The organism is Peribacillus faecalis (assembly GCF_014712675.1).
Taxonomy (GTDB): Bacteria; Bacillota; Bacilli; order Bacillales; family DSM-1321; genus Bacillus_AD; species Bacillus_AD faecalis.
The window spans coordinates 1-19,162 of record NZ_JACXSI010000048.1; the positions used below are offsets into that span (position 1 = coordinate 1).

At 39.6% G+C, this 19,162-nt stretch carries 20 protein-coding genes; 6 read left to right on the top strand and 14 right to left on the bottom strand.

Features of this window, described 5'->3' with window-relative positions; translation table 11 throughout:
- Nucleotides 1–132 precede the first annotated feature (132 nt).
- From IEO70_RS16420 to IEO70_RS16440, 5 genes are all read right to left on the bottom strand, one after another.
- Nucleotides 133–894: a sporulation protein gene (locus IEO70_RS16420; RefSeq protein ID WP_190999462.1), complete on the bottom strand. Its 762-nt coding sequence runs from the start codon at nucleotides 892–894 to the stop codon at nucleotides 133–135.
- Between the two features lie 25 nt (nucleotides 895–919).
- Nucleotides 920–1,642 carry an HAD family hydrolase gene (locus tag IEO70_RS16425; RefSeq protein WP_190999463.1) on the bottom strand — a complete coding sequence of 241 codons (723 nt, stop codon included), beginning with the start codon at nucleotides 1,640–1,642 and terminating at the stop codon, nucleotides 920–922.
- Nucleotides 1,643–1,794: 152 nt separating this feature from the next.
- On the bottom strand, nucleotides 1,795–2,601 hold the full coding sequence (locus IEO70_RS16430) for a histidinol-phosphatase (RefSeq protein WP_190999464.1): 807 nt from the start codon (nucleotides 2,599–2,601) through the stop codon (nucleotides 1,795–1,797).
- Between the two features lie 227 nt (nucleotides 2,602–2,828).
- Complete coding sequence (locus IEO70_RS16435; protein ID WP_190999465.1) at nucleotides 2,829–3,278, bottom strand: YrvL family regulatory protein; 450 nt, start codon at nucleotides 3,276–3,278, stop codon at nucleotides 2,829–2,831.
- 232 nt (nucleotides 3,279–3,510) lie between these two features.
- On the bottom strand, nucleotides 3,511–4,335 hold the full coding sequence (locus IEO70_RS16440) for a GNAT family N-acetyltransferase (protein ID WP_190999466.1): 825 nt from the start codon (nucleotides 4,333–4,335) through the stop codon (nucleotides 3,511–3,513).
- 126 nt (nucleotides 4,336–4,461) lie between these two features.
- On the opposite strand from IEO70_RS16440, the gene IEO70_RS16445 reads away from it, so the two are divergent.
- A complete protein-coding gene (locus tag IEO70_RS16445) occupies nucleotides 4,462–4,911 on the top strand; it encodes a universal stress protein (RefSeq protein WP_190999467.1) in 450 nt (149 codons plus the stop codon).
- A 140-nt stretch (nucleotides 4,912–5,051) separates the two neighbouring features.
- Here IEO70_RS16445 and IEO70_RS16450 read toward each other — a convergent pair whose 3' ends face one another.
- The 3 genes from IEO70_RS16450 to IEO70_RS16460 all read right to left on the bottom strand — a co-directional run bounded on the left by IEO70_RS16450 (nucleotide 5,052) and on the right by IEO70_RS16460 (nucleotide 8,635).
- Entirely contained in the window at nucleotides 5,052–5,510 is a 459-nt protein-coding gene (locus tag IEO70_RS16450; RefSeq protein ID WP_190999468.1) for a hypothetical protein, read from the bottom strand.
- Nucleotides 5,511–5,641: 131 nt separating this feature from the next.
- A complete protein-coding gene (locus IEO70_RS16455) occupies nucleotides 5,642–6,556 on the bottom strand; it encodes a class I SAM-dependent methyltransferase (protein ID WP_190999469.1) in 915 nt (304 codons plus the stop codon).
- Nucleotides 6,557–6,655: 99 nt separating this feature from the next.
- Nucleotides 6,656–8,635, bottom strand: coding sequence for an ABC transporter ATP-binding protein/permease (locus IEO70_RS16460; protein WP_190999470.1), 1,980 nt, complete (start codon nucleotides 8,633–8,635; stop codon nucleotides 6,656–6,658).
- 460 nt (nucleotides 8,636–9,095) lie between these two features.
- Between IEO70_RS16460 and IEO70_RS16465 the strand changes: the two genes are divergently transcribed.
- A complete protein-coding gene (locus tag IEO70_RS16465; protein ID WP_190999471.1) occupies nucleotides 9,096–9,275 on the top strand; it encodes a hypothetical protein in 180 nt (59 codons plus the stop codon).
- A gap of 53 nt (nucleotides 9,276–9,328) precedes the next feature.
- On the opposite strand, the gene IEO70_RS16470 is transcribed toward IEO70_RS16465, so the two are convergent.
- Nucleotides 9,329–9,739 carry a hypothetical protein gene (locus IEO70_RS16470; protein WP_190999472.1) on the bottom strand — a complete coding sequence of 137 codons (411 nt, stop codon included), beginning with the start codon at nucleotides 9,737–9,739 and terminating at the stop codon, nucleotides 9,329–9,331.
- A gap of 166 nt (nucleotides 9,740–9,905) precedes the next feature.
- Here IEO70_RS16470 and IEO70_RS16475 point away from each other — a divergent pair, with 166 nt between their 5' ends.
- Together IEO70_RS16475 and IEO70_RS16480 are read left to right on the top strand one after the other, a co-directional pair.
- Nucleotides 9,906–10,274, top strand: coding sequence for a VOC family protein (locus IEO70_RS16475; protein WP_190999473.1), 369 nt, complete (start codon nucleotides 9,906–9,908; stop codon nucleotides 10,272–10,274).
- Nucleotides 10,275–10,344: 70 nt separating this feature from the next.
- Nucleotides 10,345–10,794, top strand: coding sequence for an NUDIX hydrolase (locus tag IEO70_RS16480; RefSeq protein ID WP_190999474.1), 450 nt, complete (start codon nucleotides 10,345–10,347; stop codon nucleotides 10,792–10,794).
- A gap of 623 nt (nucleotides 10,795–11,417) precedes the next feature.
- On the opposite strand, the gene IEO70_RS20380 is transcribed toward IEO70_RS16480, so the two are convergent.
- Nucleotides 11,418–12,491 carry a GNAT family N-acetyltransferase gene (locus tag IEO70_RS20380; protein ID WP_328820955.1) on the bottom strand — a complete coding sequence of 358 codons (1,074 nt, stop codon included), beginning with the start codon at nucleotides 12,489–12,491 and terminating at the stop codon, nucleotides 11,418–11,420.
- A gap of 178 nt (nucleotides 12,492–12,669) precedes the next feature.
- Between IEO70_RS20380 and IEO70_RS16490 the strand changes: the two genes are divergently transcribed.
- Complete coding sequence (locus IEO70_RS16490) at nucleotides 12,670–13,437, top strand: C40 family peptidase (protein WP_190999475.1); 768 nt, start codon at nucleotides 12,670–12,672, stop codon at nucleotides 13,435–13,437.
- Nucleotides 13,438–13,630: 193 nt separating this feature from the next.
- Nucleotides 13,631–14,107: a CarD family transcriptional regulator gene (locus tag IEO70_RS16495; protein WP_190999481.1), complete on the top strand. Its 477-nt coding sequence runs from the start codon at nucleotides 13,631–13,633 to the stop codon at nucleotides 14,105–14,107.
- A 491-nt stretch (nucleotides 14,108–14,598) separates the two neighbouring features.
- On the opposite strand, the gene IEO70_RS16500 is transcribed toward IEO70_RS16495, so the two are convergent.
- The 4 genes from IEO70_RS16500 to IEO70_RS16515 form a co-directional block, all read right to left on the bottom strand.
- Entirely contained in the window at nucleotides 14,599–15,489 is an 891-nt protein-coding gene (locus tag IEO70_RS16500; RefSeq protein WP_190999476.1) for a DMT family transporter, read from the bottom strand.
- Nucleotides 15,490–15,681: 192 nt separating this feature from the next.
- On the bottom strand, nucleotides 15,682–16,413 hold the full coding sequence (locus tag IEO70_RS16505) for a type 2 periplasmic-binding domain-containing protein (protein ID WP_190999477.1): 732 nt from the start codon (nucleotides 16,411–16,413) through the stop codon (nucleotides 15,682–15,684).
- Between the two features lie 92 nt (nucleotides 16,414–16,505).
- A complete protein-coding gene (glgB, locus tag IEO70_RS16510; protein ID WP_190999478.1) occupies nucleotides 16,506–18,308 on the bottom strand; it encodes a 1,4-alpha-glucan branching protein GlgB in 1,803 nt (600 codons plus the stop codon).
- Between the two features lie 164 nt (nucleotides 18,309–18,472).
- On the bottom strand, nucleotides 18,473–18,877 hold the full coding sequence (locus IEO70_RS16515) for an RDD family protein (protein ID WP_190999479.1): 405 nt from the start codon (nucleotides 18,875–18,877) through the stop codon (nucleotides 18,473–18,475).
- Between the last annotated feature and the right edge of the window lie 285 nt (nucleotides 18,878–19,162).

Here is a 19,162-nt window from a genome sequence, read left to right on the forward strand (position 1 = left end):
ATATCTCTTTGTCATTTCATTCCGCTCCGACATCTTTTTTCTCATTATAAACAAAAGTACCCTATAGGATAGACTTTTTTCAAGTGTCTATCTTATAGGGTACAGTTTATTAAGAGCTGGCTTGATTTTAATTTAGCTGTAACGGCGAATTATTCCGGCAATCGTTTGAGATAACGCCGGTACATCCGCTCGGCTGTAGGAGAATCTTACATACGATTCGTCCATCTCCAATGCCTCGGCTAAAAATCCTCCGAAGCCTCTTGCTCTGCGGTCGACTTGCAGTACAACATCCACTTGATGATCGGAGACAGTAAAAACAGCCTCAAGCTCATCCAGTCTGCCTGCAAATTCGCCGCGATATGGTTTGAATTCAAATTCCTGGACAAACGGAAGACGATTACGGAAGACACTTGGCGCTTTCTCACAATCTACTTTACGCAATCTGAATCCTAAATTCTCTACCGTCTGTAAAAATTCAGAAACTAAAGGATGAGGATTAATCCTAATATAATCTCGGTCTTGCGGATCGACGGCCATTTTAATATCCAAACCTGTTTGCACCCATACATTCGTTTTCCCCAATGTGGCTGGCGTTTCGTACGGGATTGTGAAGCTAAACGGCACTTCTTTTGTTTCATTTACCCCAATTTTGAAAGCATGCAGCAATTCAAACTTATCAATAACAGCAGTTTTAGTTACTTTTGTATCATTAAATTCATCTTCATACTCCGTAAGAAGCGATAAGTATATGCTGTCAATTTCTTGTTCCGTTTGCCCTCCTTGAATCCTTACAACACCTTCCAGCTTTTCGCCGACAACGTAATGAGTCTTAGACAGCTGTGTATCTACCTTTGCTGCCCCAATACCTACAGATGATAATAGTTTCTTAAACATATTTTCTCCATCTTCCCCTTTTCTTCTAGACAATCAATTTATTCATTCCGAAAACTTCAGGTACTTCTGTCACTTGCTCAACTGCTTTGTAAAGAGGATTAGCGCGGTCGATTTCGTGCTCATCCTCCGCCCACGTTTCCTTCTGAACATGAACGCCTAAAATATGATTCTCTAAAGCCGGATATATATCACTCTTTAAAGAGTTACCGATCATCGCATAATGATTGCTGCTATGCTGTTGCATGACTTCTTTTAATGTATTCGGCGTTTTATACGGATAAACGTGGATACCTTCCATATAATCCGCTACACCGGCTTGTTCAATTCTGCGTTTTTGAACGGATTCCTCACCGGCTGTCAATACAACCATTGAAAAGCCCTCTTTTTTTAGCTCTTGAATAACTTCAAGCGAGCCAGGAACATTTTTATATTTACGAACATAAACGTCATGCACATACTCACCGATTTCCCTTTGAACGGAAGCTTTCGGCTCCATGCCGTGCTGGCGGAAAAATTCCGTCGATGTATTCAGCCAACTCATTTCATATCTTGGCGGTACAAGGCCGTATTTTGGAATTAACGTTAAATCCAAGATGCGTTGTCTTTGTAAAATATCATCCACCTTGCGAAAGTCACCGAAAATTTCCTTTGAAATCGCTTCGGCACATTGTTTGTTAGTTTTAACAAACTCTGCGTATGTCGAGATGATTGTATCATCCAAATCCCAAATTAAAAGCTGTTCTCTCATTTTTTGTTTATCCTCCGTCACATGCCTTGCCAGCATTTTCATACTATTATACTAGCACCAAAAGTTATCATTTTTCAATATTAGAAAAACTGTTACCGCCCTTTTTTATTTCAATAAAAAGAAGCATTCATTATGCTTCTTTTTGATCGTTTTTATAACGGTACAGAGACACGTCTTTTCACTTTGTAATAAAACCATTCCTTAAAGCCGATTTGCTTTAATTGCTCCCTTACTTCTTCGAATTCATCGCCGACCCTCTCCGGATTATGAGCATCCGAGCCGAACGTCAGCTTTACGTCAAAATGCTTTGCCATTTCCAATATATCAGCAGACGGATACCAACCGCCGACATCCTTCGTCTTGCCGGATGTATTGATTTCTATTGCAACATCGCATTCAGAAATGACCTTTAGCGTTTCCTCTACGGCCAATGTCTCAATTAATGAGAAATCAGGATAATAGGCCTTCATCGCATCAATATGACCGAGAATTTGAAACATATTGCTGCGGGCCGACTGTTGAATAAGCGAATAATAAGCTTCCTTTGTCGCAACCCTTTCCTTCTCCGTCAAACCTTCCCAGCGGCCTCTTTTAAAAATGCTTTGCCCCCCAACATGGTGAATCGAGCCAATTACATAATCAAAAGGATATTGATCCAAATAAAAACGGTAAATATGTGCCGACTCCGGAAAGTAATCCGCTTCCACTCCCAGCAACACATCAATTTTTCCGCTGTATTCCGATTTTAGCTTCAACACCTCATTCACATAATTCGAAAAATCGCTTCTCGGCATTGTAACCTTTGGATAAGGATGGTCTTCATCTGAAGCAAAATAAGGTGTATGATCAGCAATGCCAATAACCTTTAAACCGCCAGATATGCCCGCTTCTATATAATCGCGAATCTGTCCGACAGCATGTCCGCACCTTTCATGATGTGTATGCAAATCAAATTTCATACCGCTTTACCGCCTTTCATTCAATAATCTTTCTTACCATTAGCATACAAAATCATTCTTCTTAATGAAAAAACTATCCTGTTATTATTTACAATTTTCACAAAGAAAAACCGTCACCGGGCCTTTTTCATTTGAACAAAAGCACAAGCGCCCTGTTTAGCACCATAGAAATATTTTATAATCTTTTAAAGCAAATAAAAAAAGCGACACTTCCAAATGAAGCCCCGCTAACTCACTATAACTTCTTTATCCGCAAAAGCAATTTCAGCTAGATAGAGCACTGCTACAGCTAAAAATTCCGTCATTAAAGGAATGTCAATCCCGCTTACAAGCGCATCTGCCAAATAAATAGAAAGCCATGAAAAAAGGCAGTTAAACATCATTCTGATTACAGGAAGTTTTTCCTTACTGCTCAATTTGCTGGAAATGATTAAGGTCATCAATCTGGAAATCGGCTCCATTATAAATCCTATAATAAAGAAACATAATACAAATTTAATTAGCGCAAACAACGAAGTATATTGCACATTAAATAAACTAAGGAACCCCGCTATTCCAAAGAAGAACGCTCCAAAAATGGTTGCGCACGCAATACCCGCAAATAAAGTAACAAGGATGATGGATATTAATTTTTGTTTGGCACTTTGAAACGAACTTTTGTTTCCCTTTCTACTCATCAACTTCGCACCCTTTCAGGCTTTCATTATAAGATAGCGTTCTGCCCCCGTTCAATAATTATACTAAAATAACAATATTCGTAAGAGAAACTTCACATTTATATAACAAAATCATTCTATAAATAATGAAATGAAAAAATTAATCCAATAGATAGAAGGTATTGAATGTGAACTATTAAAGTTTCATTTTTTATATGAGTATAATCTATTGTCTAATATTGGCTGACCTCTACTATAATTGATATTCATAATAGTCTTGCACATGAAATGCATGAAATCCAATAGATTGGTAAAGTTTCAAAGCATTCGCATTTTTCGACTCAACCTCAAGAAACACCTCATGCCCTAGATTTCGCTCTTGTATAATAGTATTAGTCAATGCTGCTCTTCCTATTCCTTTTCCTTGGTACTTCGGATAAACAGCAAATCCGTAAATCCACGCTTCCCCTTTGTTGCGATCTACACGAATTTTCCCAACCGTCTCTCCTTTAAATTCAATAATATAAAATAACTCGTTTCCAGCTCTGCGAATGTTGTTTGTAAACTCGGCTGCCTCTTCCTCAGTGAAGCCAAAGCACTGTACCTCAAGCCGGATTTCATCATCAAGGTCGCGCGGTTCAGACTGTCTTACCAAAACAGTATCAGTCCATTGTAAAAGCCTTTCGGACCATTTCATTTGCAGTTCTGAGTTGAAATATTTGCAATCTATCCGTGTTAAAAATTCTTTTGCCGATACAGAATGTGCCGGCGCATTCAATAGCAACTGATTACATTTTCTCTTTTTCAATTCTACTACAGCTCTATCAAATAATTGCGTGAATATCCCTTTCCTCCGCTTATCCGGATGAACCATACCACACAATTCATACTTATTTCCGAAATTATATAATGCAAGAAATCCAACCAGTTTATCTGCCTCGTAATAAAAAAAGTCATTTCTGTCATGACTCCCACGGCTCTCTAGCATATCCCAATTAAGCTTAAGCTGAAATAGTTCTCCTTGCTCGCATTGTTTCTGCAAATTTTTAATATCTTGCAATTGTTCTTTTGAAAGCATATCAAGTCCCCCTCACAAAATACTTACCACCAAATTATACAATATAGCGTGAATAATTTAGAAAAATAACAAAATTGAGATGCAGTTTTGTTATAATATAAATAACCACGTAAGGAGGGTTCTACGATGAGTTTAAAATATCAAAATATATTAATCGGTATTGATGGTTCTTCTGAAGCTGAGTGGGCTTTAAAAAAAGCAATTGACGTTGCCAAACGAAATGATGCAACTCTAGTTATCACACACGTAATTGATACATTAAGCTTCGCCATTACAGAAACATATGATACAGCCCCAGCACTGGACAAAGCGAAAGAATATGCGCTATCCTTACTGGAAAAATATAAGGTACAAGCAAAAGAAAACGGACTAAGCAACGTTGTAATTGAAGTTGAATACGGCTCTCCGAAAACGTTCATGACGAAAAAAATGATCAGCAAATACGAGATTGACTTAGTCGTTTGCGGAGCAACAGGCATGACTGCACTGGAAAGATTCATGCTGGGAAGTGTATCTTCATACATAACACGCCACGCTCCTTGTGACGTACTTGTTGTAAGAACACCAGAAAAATAAGAGCGGAAACGCCGCGTCGTGCGGCAATACTGATGTCACCTGCACCTGCTGGCCTCAAGCTTTACAGGTGTAAGAATAGACAACCTTCCGGATTCTCCGAAAAAGAACCATAGCCCTCCGGCTATGGTTCTTCTATCTTCTTAAATTTCCTCCGGTTCTTCCGCTAACAGCCAAGGGATATCTGCTTCAAAATCCAATTGAAGCATCGGCTTTGGGAAATTTTCAGGTCCGAATTTTGTTTTATTAGAAATGCCCAACTTGAATGGATGCATTTGCACCGTGTTCGTCTCATTCCAGTCAGACAAAGTGCACATTTGACCGTCTATTACAGTACCGACAAAATGATAATTCCCTATGTAATAGCGAATCATCTTATCTTCCGAAATCGGAATATCAGAAAGATGTGATGGCTTTTCCGGATTTATGCCAAGTTGCCGAAATAATTGCAGAACGGCCGGATCAAGAGACTTACTCGCCTCCATAAAATTCAAGCAATAGATGCAATCGCACACTTCCTCCGACTTAACATTTTTATAAAACTCTCTCGTCTTTTCTGCATCAACTTTCAATAACCATTGTGCGACTTGAACTGTTTGCAAATATCTCAACCCTCTTTCTTCCAATTATTTAAAGAAAGATAATTCGCTACTTTTCACTCTATTCCTTTAAATCAAGACAAAAAATGAATGGCAATTCAGTGAATTTTTTGTTAAACATCAAAAGACGTGTTTTATTGCAGTACCGCAAGGCAATAATGAATATTCTCAAACGCATGTAAATAATCATGGCGGTTTTGAAAATATTTCACTTCTATGTCATTAGGAGTTAAATGTTCGTAAATATGAAAGCCTGCTTCGGCAAGCAGTTTTTCCAATTCCGGATAACTGAAGCAACTCTTCATCGGTTCACCGCTTTCGGCTGCCATTGCAACCATGTTTTGCACCCGCTTCAATGTTTTGCTTGCATCAAACAGCTGCTCATCACCGTAATCGAAAACGACAGTGCTCCCTTTAGGCGCAATTTCCGCAATCTGTTTTAATGTTTTCAAAATATCTTCTTTGCTCAAATAATATGTGACGCCGAGCCAACTGAAAAAGCTCAATTTTTTTTCATCATAATCTGCTTGCTTTAATGCATCAACAAGAGTGTCTTGCGAAAAATCCATTGGCACAAAATGCAGTTTTTCAGGAATATCCCAATCCATCTCCTTTAACTTGCTCTTTTTGAAGCTTTGTGTAAATGGATGATCTACTTCAAAAACATCCAACTTTTTAAGCAGTTTAGGATGGCGGAAAGCAAATGTATCCAGCCCTGCTCCTAAAATGACATACTGCCCGGCACCTAACGCAACCGCATTTTTCAACATGTCCTCACAATATCTCGCCCTTGCTAACGGGGTTGGAGCCAGCTGTGTCTGCACAACCCATTCCAGTGCCCTCCCCTGATCCGCAAACTCTTCGGCATGTTCCGGATTAAAGAAGTTAATGCCCCCTGCCATATATTGCGATACTTGCGCATATTCCTCATCAGTCAGCCATCTTTTTGCAAGAAAATCATTAAATATTTTCGGCTCATCATGTAAAGAATGATACGCGCGACCAAAGGCCGATATTTTTGCCGTCATACTGTATTGATTATTTACCATAATCCATCTTCCCCCTCTGTGATTACTGAATTCCCCTCTAATAGACTTATTTGTAATTTTCTTCAACTCCCTGTCAATTCAATGCTTCAATGTTGACTGTTACTCTCTTCGCAAAGAATCCACCGGATCAAGTTTCGCAGCTTTGCTTGCAGGCATAATGCCCGCAAGCATACTGATGACTATGCTTACTACTATTCCGAAAATCAAATATTGCGTTTTCGGCATCATAATACTCACATCAAAATAATGGTTCGAAACGATATTTGCCAACACGGACAGCACACTTGAAACAGCAACACCAATGAGTCCGCTCGTTAATCCGATTAGAAACGCTTCAGAAACAAAAATGCGTTTAATATCCTTTCTTCTCGCTCCAATCGCTTTCAGCACTCCGATTTCCTTCGTTCGTTCCACGACGCTAATATGCAGCACAACTAAAATCATAATTGCAGACACAAACAAAGAAACGCCCGATACGCTCGCCAAAACGACTGTCAACACATCGAGCATTTCTGTAAACACTTCTGTCATTGTCTCTTGTGTCGAACCTCTATATCCAAGTTCCTTCACTTCAGCCTTAATATCTTCCGCATAAGACTCATCTTCCGTCACTAAATACATCGTCGTCGGCTGCAAATCATAATCATTATCCTCAGCCAGCTGCTGCAAATCATCAAAGCTCACATACACCATTTCCATCGATGAATTCGGATTGTTTCCGATTGGGGCGCTGATGCCGCTCACCTTAAAATCACCGCTGAAGATTTGATTTTTGATAACGACATTTAGCGTCACATTTTTGCCAATCATATTGCCGCCAAGTTTCTCATTCATGCCTTCAGTAATAAGTACCCCGCTCTCCCCCGGCAATTCTCCCTCTTTGATGCCTGATGCCGTTAAATTGGAGGAAACGGTCGCGAGCGCCATAATCGTACTCGTTTTGTCGTTATATTCGATTGTATTAGTGCCAAAGGAAATTAGATTGAATCCTTTCTCTGCCGATACCACATTCGGAATAGCGGATAGCTTTTCAATATCTTCTTCCTCAAAAGGCGTTTGCACACCCATGAGAGAGAGCATCACATTAGGAGGCATTTCCATCGAATCAGAATCCATGCCTGGCTCTTCCTCCATCGGCATATTCACCTCCACGACTAGAGGATTGACCATGCTGTTCATCGAATCATTAAAATAAGTTTTCATACCATTTCCTAAAGAAAGCATTAAGATGACACTCATGATGCCTATGCTTGCTCCGAATGAAACCCAAACATTCCGGCTCAATTTTTCCTTCATGTTTTGAAAAGCAAGCTTAATTGCCGAGCCGAAGCTCAAATTTTGCTGTCGTTTGTTGATTTCTGTATGTACAAATTCTTCATTTACTTGAGCAACAGCCGGACCTTCTGAATCGGAGATAATTTTCCCGTCGGCCAACTCTATAATACGTGAAGAATGCCGTGCTACCCGTTCCGAATGGGTAACCATAATGACAAGCTTGCCCCTTTTAGCAATTTCCTTAATGATATCAAGCACTTGCTCCGTTGTTTCCGAGTCTAATGCTCCAGTCGGTTCATCCGCAATAATGATTTCCGTATCATTTATCAGCGCTCTTGCGATTGCGACACGCTGCTTTTGACCTCCTGACAGCTGATCAGGCTTTTTATACATGTGGTCCTTCAAACCGACTTGCGTCAATATCTCCTCGGCACGCTGCGTTCGCTGCTGCTTTGAAACATTCGATAATGTCATCGCAATTGTCACATTATCGAGCACCGATAAATGCGGAATTAAGTTAAAGCTTTGAAAGACGAAGCCAACTTTATTTTTCCTATATTGATCTAATTCCTTCTCATTGTAATCACCGATATTTTTGCCATCGACGGCTACCTCCCCTGAAAAGTCAGAATCAAGACCGCCTATCACGTTCATTAATGTCGATTTCCCGCTCCCGGATTCGCCGATAATCGATACAAGCTCACCACGGTCAAAGGATACATTAACATCCTTCAGCACAGGAAAAACCTTGCCTCCCGCAAGCTTGTACGATTTATATACAGCGCTTAACCGTAAAACCTTCATTCCGCACACTTCCCTTCATGCTGTAATTTCTTGGTGAATAATTACTATCATTTTTATACCGGATGATCTGATAATGGCCGTCAATGTGAAATCGACATAACCATCGCCACACATCTTAGTTTTTCCATACCCTTTAAAACTGCTCATTATGCTTAATTTGAACGCTTTGGATTTTTCTGTAATCAAAAAAGACTCCAAAAGTTATACTTTTAGAGTCTTCTTTATCATTTGAATTAATGTATGTATTTCTGATTTCTGCGCCATTGTACTTTGCGTTTTAATTCAGCTGAGCTGCTAAAAATCCATCTATTACCCCTTTATTGAATAAGGTTGCCAAATATTTATTAAACAATGGGTGTCCTGTAAATCAATCCCTCTGTCAATAATTGGCGGAGGTTTTCGTATTGTCTTACAGGGTAAAACAATATGTAGTCCAATATAAGTTGGGGGGAATTTACAAATGAGCGGGTACAGAAAATCAACTTCATACGTAAATGAGGTGGAAACTCTTAAACACTTGTTGCACTCCGGCAGAGCCAATGCGGCTTATCAAAAGAACGTGAAATCTTCTGAGCAGAACCATACTATGGTCAAACCGCTGCAAGGACGCAAAGGTTTGCAAGGAATGCGAGGTAAATAGAGAATCACTAATCTCCCTTAGTGAGAAAGCCATCATCTAAGATGGCTTTCTTGCTAATGTTGGTAATACTCTACATCCAGAACATTTTTGACTAATGTTTCCGCTGCTTCACCTTTAAGCTTCATTTCTTTTTTTCCACTGTATACTGTTACTTGAAGCGGATCAGCTTTGAGCCATATATGGTAAACAGAAGCACGCCCATCTTCTTTTGGTTCATTAAAATAAAAAATGTAATCTGATGGTTTTTTATTTAATTTGATTTTACTGTTCTTCCAATTTCCTTTTTGGAGTTCCTTTTTGATTGCTTTCGCGGTTTCCTCATCAATTTTCTCTTTATAGGCAACAAATTGATATTTAGCTTTTCCCTGCTTTTCTTGAACCGTCAATTTATCTTCAGTTCTTGCAAAATACGAAATGAAAAAAATAAGGAAAATGATTATAAATGCGAAAATCCATTTTTTCATGCGACTATCCCCTTATATCGGAATTTCATCAGATTTTACTACATAAAATTCGATATCCGCTCCGTTTCCCCTTCAATTAAATAAAAACTTATCCATTTTACTAAAAATAATAAAATATACTTATCACTCAATTCCCACTAAAATTGAAATAGGAGGCGATTCAAAAATGGATTTTTCATTTAATAAAATTGACCACATTCAACTAGCTGCTCCAAAAGGAAGCGAAGAGGCAGCACGGAAGTTTTTCATAAATCTATTAGGCTTTCAGGAAATCGAAAAACCGGAAAAGCTCAAAAACAATGGAGGTGTCTGGTTTTCTTGCGGCAGTTGTCATATTCATATCGGTATTGAAGAAACATTTTACCCGGCTAAAAAAGCACATCCTGCATTTGAAGTACTTAATATCGAAGCACTTAAACAGCATTTAATCGCAAATAATGTCGATATTACCGAAGACGATCGTATTCCCGATGCGAAAAGGTTTCATTTCTTTGACCCGTTCGGCAACCGCATCGAAATCATCGAATGGATTTGACCCTTATCCTTTTTATGCCCTATACTGTATAATTGCTTTTATATAAACCGCATTAAAAGGAGCATGAACTGTGTCAGACAATCACTCTTTACAAAATCAAATTTTAACGATCAGCTGCGGCGTGATTATTGAAAAAGAAAATAAAATTTTGCTTCAGCGTCCTGCTGGTGAAACAAATTGGTGCTTACCGGGAGGCATAATGGAAATCGGCGAAAAGTACGAAGAAGCCGCTAAACGGAATGTCCTTGAACAAACGGCATTAACAATCGAATCGATGAAGCTGTTTGGTATGCAATCGGGCAGAGACTGCTTTGTTACATATAGAAATGGAGATAAAGGCTTTAATCTTCAGGTCATATTCCACACAACCGAATATAGCGGCAAGGTGCGAATAAAAGATGCAGCCAATCGCGAGCACCGCTTCTACCCGAAAACGAACTTGCCGAAAAACTTAAACCCTCAGCAAAAAGCGTTCATCATCGACTGGAAAGACAATAAAGAAACACCAATTGTGAATTAGAAAAATCGTCACCGGTCCTTTTTCATTTTTGATTTCACTCCTTGATTTGGCTTCAATGAAAAAGAAGACATGCGGGAACCGAAAAGCGGAAGCGGACCGCAAGTAAGGAACAGCGACTAAGGACGCTGCGTCCTGTAGCAACGTCGCTGTAACTCTCGTCCTGAGAGCCTCCGACCTGCATAAGACGAATCAGGTAGGAAATTGTAAAATTTCTGGAGTGATTTGGCTTATGACCTCGAGCTGTCAAATTCATCACTTACCAGTCATGAATTTGACAAGATACTCGGGGGTGATTATCTAAGATGAAAACTGGCTGGCCGCTGCAGCTAGACATAGACTAAGAAGGAACAGCAACTAAGAGCGCTACGTCCGCATATCTTCGTCGCTGTGACTCTCATCCTGAGAGCCCCACACAAGAAACCCGAACTTGGTTTCTTTGGGGAGATGTGTGTAAAAGGAACATCGGCTAAGGGCGCCACGTCCTGTGGCAACGCCGATATGACCTACATCGTGTAGGCCTCCGAGCATGGCAGGTGTAAGGTTAGACAGCTATTTAATTTCACATTCACTTTTCTTTTAATCAAACAGCCTCTTAACTTGTACGGTTAAGAGGCCTTTTTGCATTATTTATCAAGAATCGTCGCGATCGATTTTGCAACTTGTTCCCAATAGCTCACCGGATGGGGCACAAAATCCTGTTTCGTCACGTATTTTTCCAAAGTGACTTCTTCTCCGGCTTCATCGACTACAAATCCGCACACTTTAATCTCATCCATTTCCCCTAAACAGAATCGTTCAAAATCCCACCATTGCGCTTGCACCATTCCTGCCACTTCTTCCTTTTGCAGTTTGAAAGAGAGCGGTTCATCCGTCTCATATACAAAGACATTAGCGAATTCTCGGTCTATTATCGTATCTGTAACAATGCATGCCTCAATAATACCTGCCGGTTGCAATTTCTCATATGTAACAGCTATTCCTAATTCCTCTTCAATTTCCCTTACACCGTCCGCAATTGTTTCATGAGCTAAAATATGGCCGGCTGCTGTTATATCAAGCAGACTCGGATAATCTTTTTTACAAATGCTGCGTATTTGAAGATAAATAGAGTTTCGGTCGACAAACCAGCATTGAAAAGTTTCATGCCAAAGTCCCTTAGCATGGACCTCTTCTCGGCTTGCGACACCAATTTTGTTGCGATTTTCATCAAAAACAGCAATCATTTCCTCAGTTTCCGTCAAATCCTTCTCAAACATCACCAAATCGCGCGCTCTAATACCCATTTCGAAAATCGGCTCCGGATATTTTTCAAAGAATCCTTTTTTAATGTCCTTTATCCGAAAGCCTGCCTTTTGATAGAAAGCCAAGTTATCAATGCTAGAGTTGGCAGTGCCTACAATCATCTTATGAAAACCGCGTTCCTTATATACAGAAAACGCTTCATTAATCACTTGCTTGCCGATCCCCTTTCCGCGAAATTCAGGATGAACAGCGATATTTTTCAGTTCAACGACCTTATCTTCATGAAAGGTGAAAAGCATAACTCCCGCTCTGCCTTCTCCACGTTCTATCGCATACAACTCACCATCATTTATATAACTATTTACAACTTCTTCACTTTCATCAGCCATTAACAATTCGCTAAAGTAGGCTAATCGGTTATCTTTAATTGGTATTAAATTGATTCCTTGTGTCACGAGCTTCTCCCTCCTTTTCCTAATAAGCATATTATATCCGTTTTTTCAAATCCATTTATTACCTAAACGTTACAAACATTTACACTATGCTAATGGTAATATTTTAAACTATAAATCACCTATTTCAATTGTTACCCTAATTTATGAATATAGTAATTAATGGGGGTACACAATATTTATGAAGAAATTCATTATAGCCGGAGCTTTGGCCGGCACGTTACTATTCTCAAGTAATGCACTTGCAGCTGATTACATAGTGAAATCAGGTGACTCGTTATGGAAAATTTCTAAAGCACATAATGTTTCGGTAGCAAACTTAAAATCTTGGAATAACTTAAGCAGCGATGTAATTTATCCGGGACAAGTATTGAAAATTAACAGCACTTCTTCCGGCAACTCGACGTATGTTGTAGTTAAAGGCGACACATTCTCCGGCATCGCGAAAAAGTACAACATGACTGTTACTGAATTGAAAGCGCTAAATCCGCAAATTGAAAACATTAACATCATTAAAGTCGGACAAGTCATTACTGTATCCGGCAATGCTTCTTCCAACAATAGCTCTAGCTGGGAAACTAAAGCTGATTCAATTATCGCGACAGGCAAAAAATATTTAGGCGCAAAGTATTTGTACGGAGCTTCGACAACACAGACGGACGCATTTGATTGCTCAAGTTTTACAATGCGTGTTTATCAAGAGAACGGCATCACATTGCCACGTAATTCTGTTGCTCAATCTAAAGTCGGTCAATCAATTTCTTTATCAAACGTCAGAAAAGGAGATTTAATCTTTTTCGATACAGATTATGACGGCACAATCAACCACGTCGCGATTGCCGTTGACAGCACAACAATTCTACATTGCGCAACATCAACCGGTGTCGCAACCGCTACTTTAAATAGCTATTGGAAACCTCGAGTAGCTAAAGTTACACGCGTATTTTAATATCCATTCTAAAAAGAGAGCAAAAGCCTTGGAATGACAGGTTTTTCTCTCTTTTTAAATTGTGGCGAAAACACCGTTTAAAGACAATAACAACTCGGATAAACTTTCTTCTTGACACATTTTTTATCAGTGTGATATTATAAAACTTTGCTAAATAAGCATATATGTGTTACACTTGATTTTGTTACCATATATGGAGGTGGATTATTTGTTTCAAATTGGCGATCATATCGTATATCCAATGCATGGAGCAGGTATCATCAAGGCTATAGAAGAGAAGGAAATTTTAGGAGAAATACAACAGTATTATATTATCAACATGTCAACGCATGCGATGGAGATTATGATCCCTACGAAAAAAACCGTACATCTAAATATTCGTCCTGTGACTGAACTTGTTGCACTCCCTAACATAATACAGATTTTCCAAAACGGAGAATCCGATAACGAACTTGTGTGGAAGCAAAGATTTAAAAGAAATTCGGAAAAAATTAAAACCGGTAAAATACAAGACGGTGCGGAAGTTGTACGTGATTTATTGCGTATTAAAGAAGAAAAAGCACTAAATGCAAGCGAAAAGAAAATGTTGGACCAAGCGCAAGGATTCCTTATGAGCGAACTTGAATTGATCGAAGGAATTACCGATTCGCAAATGGCCATATTCGCATAAAATATGTTAACACATACTTTAACTCGTCCTCTTTTGCTGTTTATACAGTCTCATTTATGTTTCTACATTAACAAACGTTAAGACATTTCTCACAATAATTGAATAGTAGTAATTACTTAATTGACACCCCCTGATTCACACTGGCACAGGCTAGGAACTGTAAGGATGAAAGAGAGGCAGGGCTTTCGTTGTTTTAGGTCATCCATTTAAGTCATTATTCCAAAAACATTCAACTAATCCTCTTTTGTTTTTCTAAAACCACAAGAATATTCACATTACCAACATCAGAACGAATTTCAGAATTCTGATTCTCACTGGCGCGGGCTAGGAACCGTAAGGATGGAAGAGAGGTAGGGCTTTCATTGTTTCAGGATTCTTGCATTCAGGAAAACCAGCATTCACCTCTATAACTAAATATCATTCCGAATTTTATGACAGCATGCTGTCCTCGGCAAAAATCCTCCAAAATACGATTGGAGGATTTTTTTTATTTACACTTCAGTTTCACTTATTACTCGATCAACATTTTTCTTGAAATTACCGTTCACTAAATAAATCCCGATTATGATTAACAATCCGCCGATGAGTATGGACGGATAAAGTGGATCATCTAATAAAAGCCAGCCGGTCATTACACCAAAAAACGGCGCCAAAAATAAAAACGTACTTGTCTTTCCAGGTTCTCCATTTTGCAAAAGATAATACCAAACTGCAAATTGAACGACAGAAGACATGATGCCAAGCCACAATAAAATCAGCAAAGATTCTCCATTCATTTCAAACAACGGCTCCTCTAGCAAGAAACTTACTGCCAACAAAATCAAACCGCCAAACAACATCTGATAGGCAGAAAGAACCCACGTATCAAAGCTTGCTCCCCACTGATTGACCAACAAAGTGGATACTGCCCAAAATACCGCCGAGATAATACCGTAAATAATACCGGCTTTAAACTCTATTTGCGCGCCAATCGTGATGCTCACACCGACCAATCCCATCAGCACCCCGCCCCACTGATACAGGCGGTAACGTGACTTTAAAAACAATGTGGCGAAAATGACGACAAGCAGCGGGTTTGTGAAAGTCAGTATTGACGATTCCCCTGCTGTAATCGTCCTCAAACTTAAAAATATGCACCCCATTACACCAGCTGTTTGCAAGCTGCCGATCAGCACTACCTTCCACCAGCTTTTCCACTCTTTCGGATGCGGCCTTTTAAACAAAAGAACAAAGATGGCCATAACGATGCCAGCAACCAAAAATCGCAGTGCCGCCAGCAATAACGGTGATGAATAAGCCAGACCCATCTTGACGACAGTAAAAGAAGAACCCAGTAGAAAAGTGGTTAATATAATTAATGAAGAAAATTTAATCGTACTCATGTACAATCCCCAATCTATAATTACGTATGTAAATTATTCTTGAAGTCGTCTGCTTATCCCTTTTTTAGGATGCATTTAAATATCGACTGCGTTATTTTTGAAAACCTTTATTGCCGCGAGAGCGCTATTTCGTACTAAAAATCCGTCTAAATAAATAGAAGCGAAACAATAAATAGGTTCGCCCCTCATCAATCAAAATGTATTTTCCCAATTCTCTTCCTCAAGCGGCACACCCATGTCGATGTACTCTACTCGCAGTGTTCCACGGTTAACTACGCCATCTGCCTGCAGAGAGTCGATTAAGTCATTGAAGACTTGGTCATCATCAGCCTGTTTCTTTCTCGGAAGATCTATCCGAATCAACGAAGGATTCACACCCGCCTCGTTGTAACTGACCGGATTATTGACATCGACATTCGCTTCCTCAACTGCTTGTTCATCAAAGTAAACAAATATTTCAATCTTCCCTTTCATCTGTTTTTCGATTTCATCCCAATCATCACTGTCGATAATCGGGGCTGAGTCCTGTCTAGTTAATGCTTCCCCTAGTCTTTCTTCAACGTATGGCTTAATACTCGCTTCTGCCTCATCTTCCCACTTGCTGATTATAAATGTGTCTGTCATTTGCCCCGTATAGTCATCATGATAGATTAGAAAATCAGTGCCTGACTTTTCATGGCGCGCTACAGCAGCATATTCAAACCCATCAAAATTGCCCATTCCATCAAACAAAGTATCAAAAGCAGTTACTTCATCCGCAAAATGTTCAATGATATATTGCTCCGCTGCGTCCTTCACTCTCTTCTCTTCATCTGGGTCTGACTTCATAGCCTGCGCAAACGAAAAAGCAATAATGGCGATGGCTAATGCACTGACTCCCAATAAAATAAGAACCCCTATAAGCACCTTTTTCAATACGCTCATACAATCCTCCTAATACACCTTCTATATTTTACCATATATTTCAAAATAAAAAGAGCCCCTAAAAGTCTGCATACACTTTTAGAGACTCAACATTAAATCGCCAAAGAAACAACATCACCTTTAAATAATCTTCCGGAAAGTGGCGGCAAATCAATTTCAAAGCTATCGGATTCAGCAAATTCCATTAGTTGATACGGCACACTTCCGCCATAAAGATCAAAGTCACTGTTCATCAGCTCTTTCAATTGCATCGGCACTGATGTAGAGAAGCGGTAATTTTTATAATGGTGATTAGAAAAATTAAATGCTGCAACAATTCGTTCAATGCCGATTCCACGTTCAAAAATATATACACATTGTTGCTGGTCATTCCCTACGAGCCAGTGGAAAGCGTGGTAATCGTACGGTGATTCATATAAAGCTCTAACAGAGATGTACAGTTCGCCCAATTTTTTCATATAGCGGTGGAAAGCATCATGCATCGGGAATTCAAGCAAGTTCCAGTCCTGCTCACGCTTTTCATCCCATTCGCGAAAATGGGCGATTTCGTTGCCCATGAAATTCAGTTTTTTACCAGGGTGCGTATACATGTACAAGTACAGAGCCCGCAACTGTCGGAACTTATCCTCATACTCGCCCCACATTTTTTGAATGATTGTTCCCTTGCCGTGCACAACCTCATCATGAGATAACGGCAGCAAGAACCGCTCATTGTAAAAGTAGTGCATAGAAAACGTCAGCTTATGATATTCTGCAGGGCGTTCTTCCGGCGATCTGCTGAAATAATGGAGCGTGTCATTCATCCAGCCCAGGTCCCATTTATAATCAAAGCCTAATCCTCCATGCTCGACGGGTGCTGTCACCTTCGGATAAGCAGTCGAGTCCTCCGCAATCAGCATCGCAGTCGGGTGAAGCTGCTTTAACCCTTGGTTCATATTTTGAATAAATTCAATCGCTTTCGTGTTAACGCCACGATTCGGGTCGCCCTGCCAATAAATCGCTCGGCTGATTGCATCCATTCGTATGCCATCAAAATGAAACTCCTTTAGCCAGTAGTTAGCAGCTGATTGCAAAAACGAGCACACCTCGCCTCTTGAATGCATAAAATTACGCGTTCCCCACTCGCTATCCGCCATATCGCTGTGCGGAAATTCATAAAGAGCGGTACCGTCATACATATTGAGACCATAGTCATCAACTGCAAAATGAACCGGTACAAAATCGATAATGACACCGATTCCGGCCTGATGGCATTTATCTACAAGCTCTTTTAATTCCTTCGCTGTCCCGTAACGGGAAGTAGGACTGAAAAAACCGGTATTTTGGTAACCCCATGAACAATCAGCCGGATGCTCGCTAAGCGGCATAAATTCAATATGCGTGTAATGATTTTCTTTTACATAAGCTATTAAATCATCGGCAATCTCATTGTAGCGAAACCAGCCGTTCTCATCCGCATCATTCGTTTTCCAAGAACCGAGATGCATTTCGTATATATTAAGCGGTTCATCCATGTTTGTGCTCCGATTCGCCATCCATTCATCATCCGTAAACTGATATTCAGTTAAGTCGACAATATAGGAAGCAGTGTTTGGCCTGAGTTCCATTCCGAAACCGTATGGATCGCAATGGTCCATAAATTTCTCATCTTGCTTGTATATCCGGTACTTATACATCATGCCAGGTCTCGCTTTTTTAGAACGGAAGCAATATATCCCGCTTTCGCCGAGCTCTTCCATTTCTTCTTCCTGCCAGCTGTTAAACTCTCCAAATATCGAAACTTTCACCGCATTTGGCGCATAAGTGCGGAAAACGACTTCATCACCCTCAATATGAGCCCCGAAAAACTCATACGCATCAAAGGTCCTTCCGTCAAAAAAATCTTGTATAATCATTCACATTCGTCCTTCTTGTATGTAATAACACTTACGTTGTCTAAAGACTGTTCTATTTATCTTTGTCAATTGTTCAATGCATTAAACCATTTTACCACAAACATAAATAAGTCAGGATGCCGCCCCAATGGCAAAAAAAAGCAAAGACACAAATCGCGTCTTTACTATTTCTCTCTTACATATGTACCGCCGATCAAGTCATGGAGTCCCCGTTTATCTTCACGAAAAGCCATCATAAACAAACTAATGATTGGTGATATGCCGAATGTAATAAAACCTAGCATTTGAAAACCTACTACTTCCCGCAAAATCATATTCGACAGCTTTACTTCGCCATCATCTTCATAACGTTTTATTTTTATTTTGCAAATCCGCTTGCCGATGACATATCCGCTCCACAGTACAGGCGTAATCGTCATATACACTGTATAAATGACGTTCTCCACCCATCCATTTGCCCACTCATCGAATGGATTTCCAAAAATCAGAAAGCCTATTAACGAAATCATTAAACTATCCAAAATCCTAGCTACTACCCTTCTAAAAGTCGATGCCGGCATTCTCATCATTTTCCTCATCCCCCTTATGAATATATTACCTTAATACCTATAATTGGGAAACAAGTAAGAAAAACCGTCACCAGCCCTTTTAGCGAGACTAATACTAAAGACTTGGTCAGGCAGCTGCCCAAGTTCAAAAATTTTATAATTTCCTATAGTACAAACAAAAAAGCTGCCCGAATCTATAAAATGTACCCTATAGAGTAGACACTTCAAAAAAGGTCTACCTATGGGGTACATTTTTTATATAATGAAGAAACATCAAAGAAATACTGGGGAAGAATATGAGTAAAA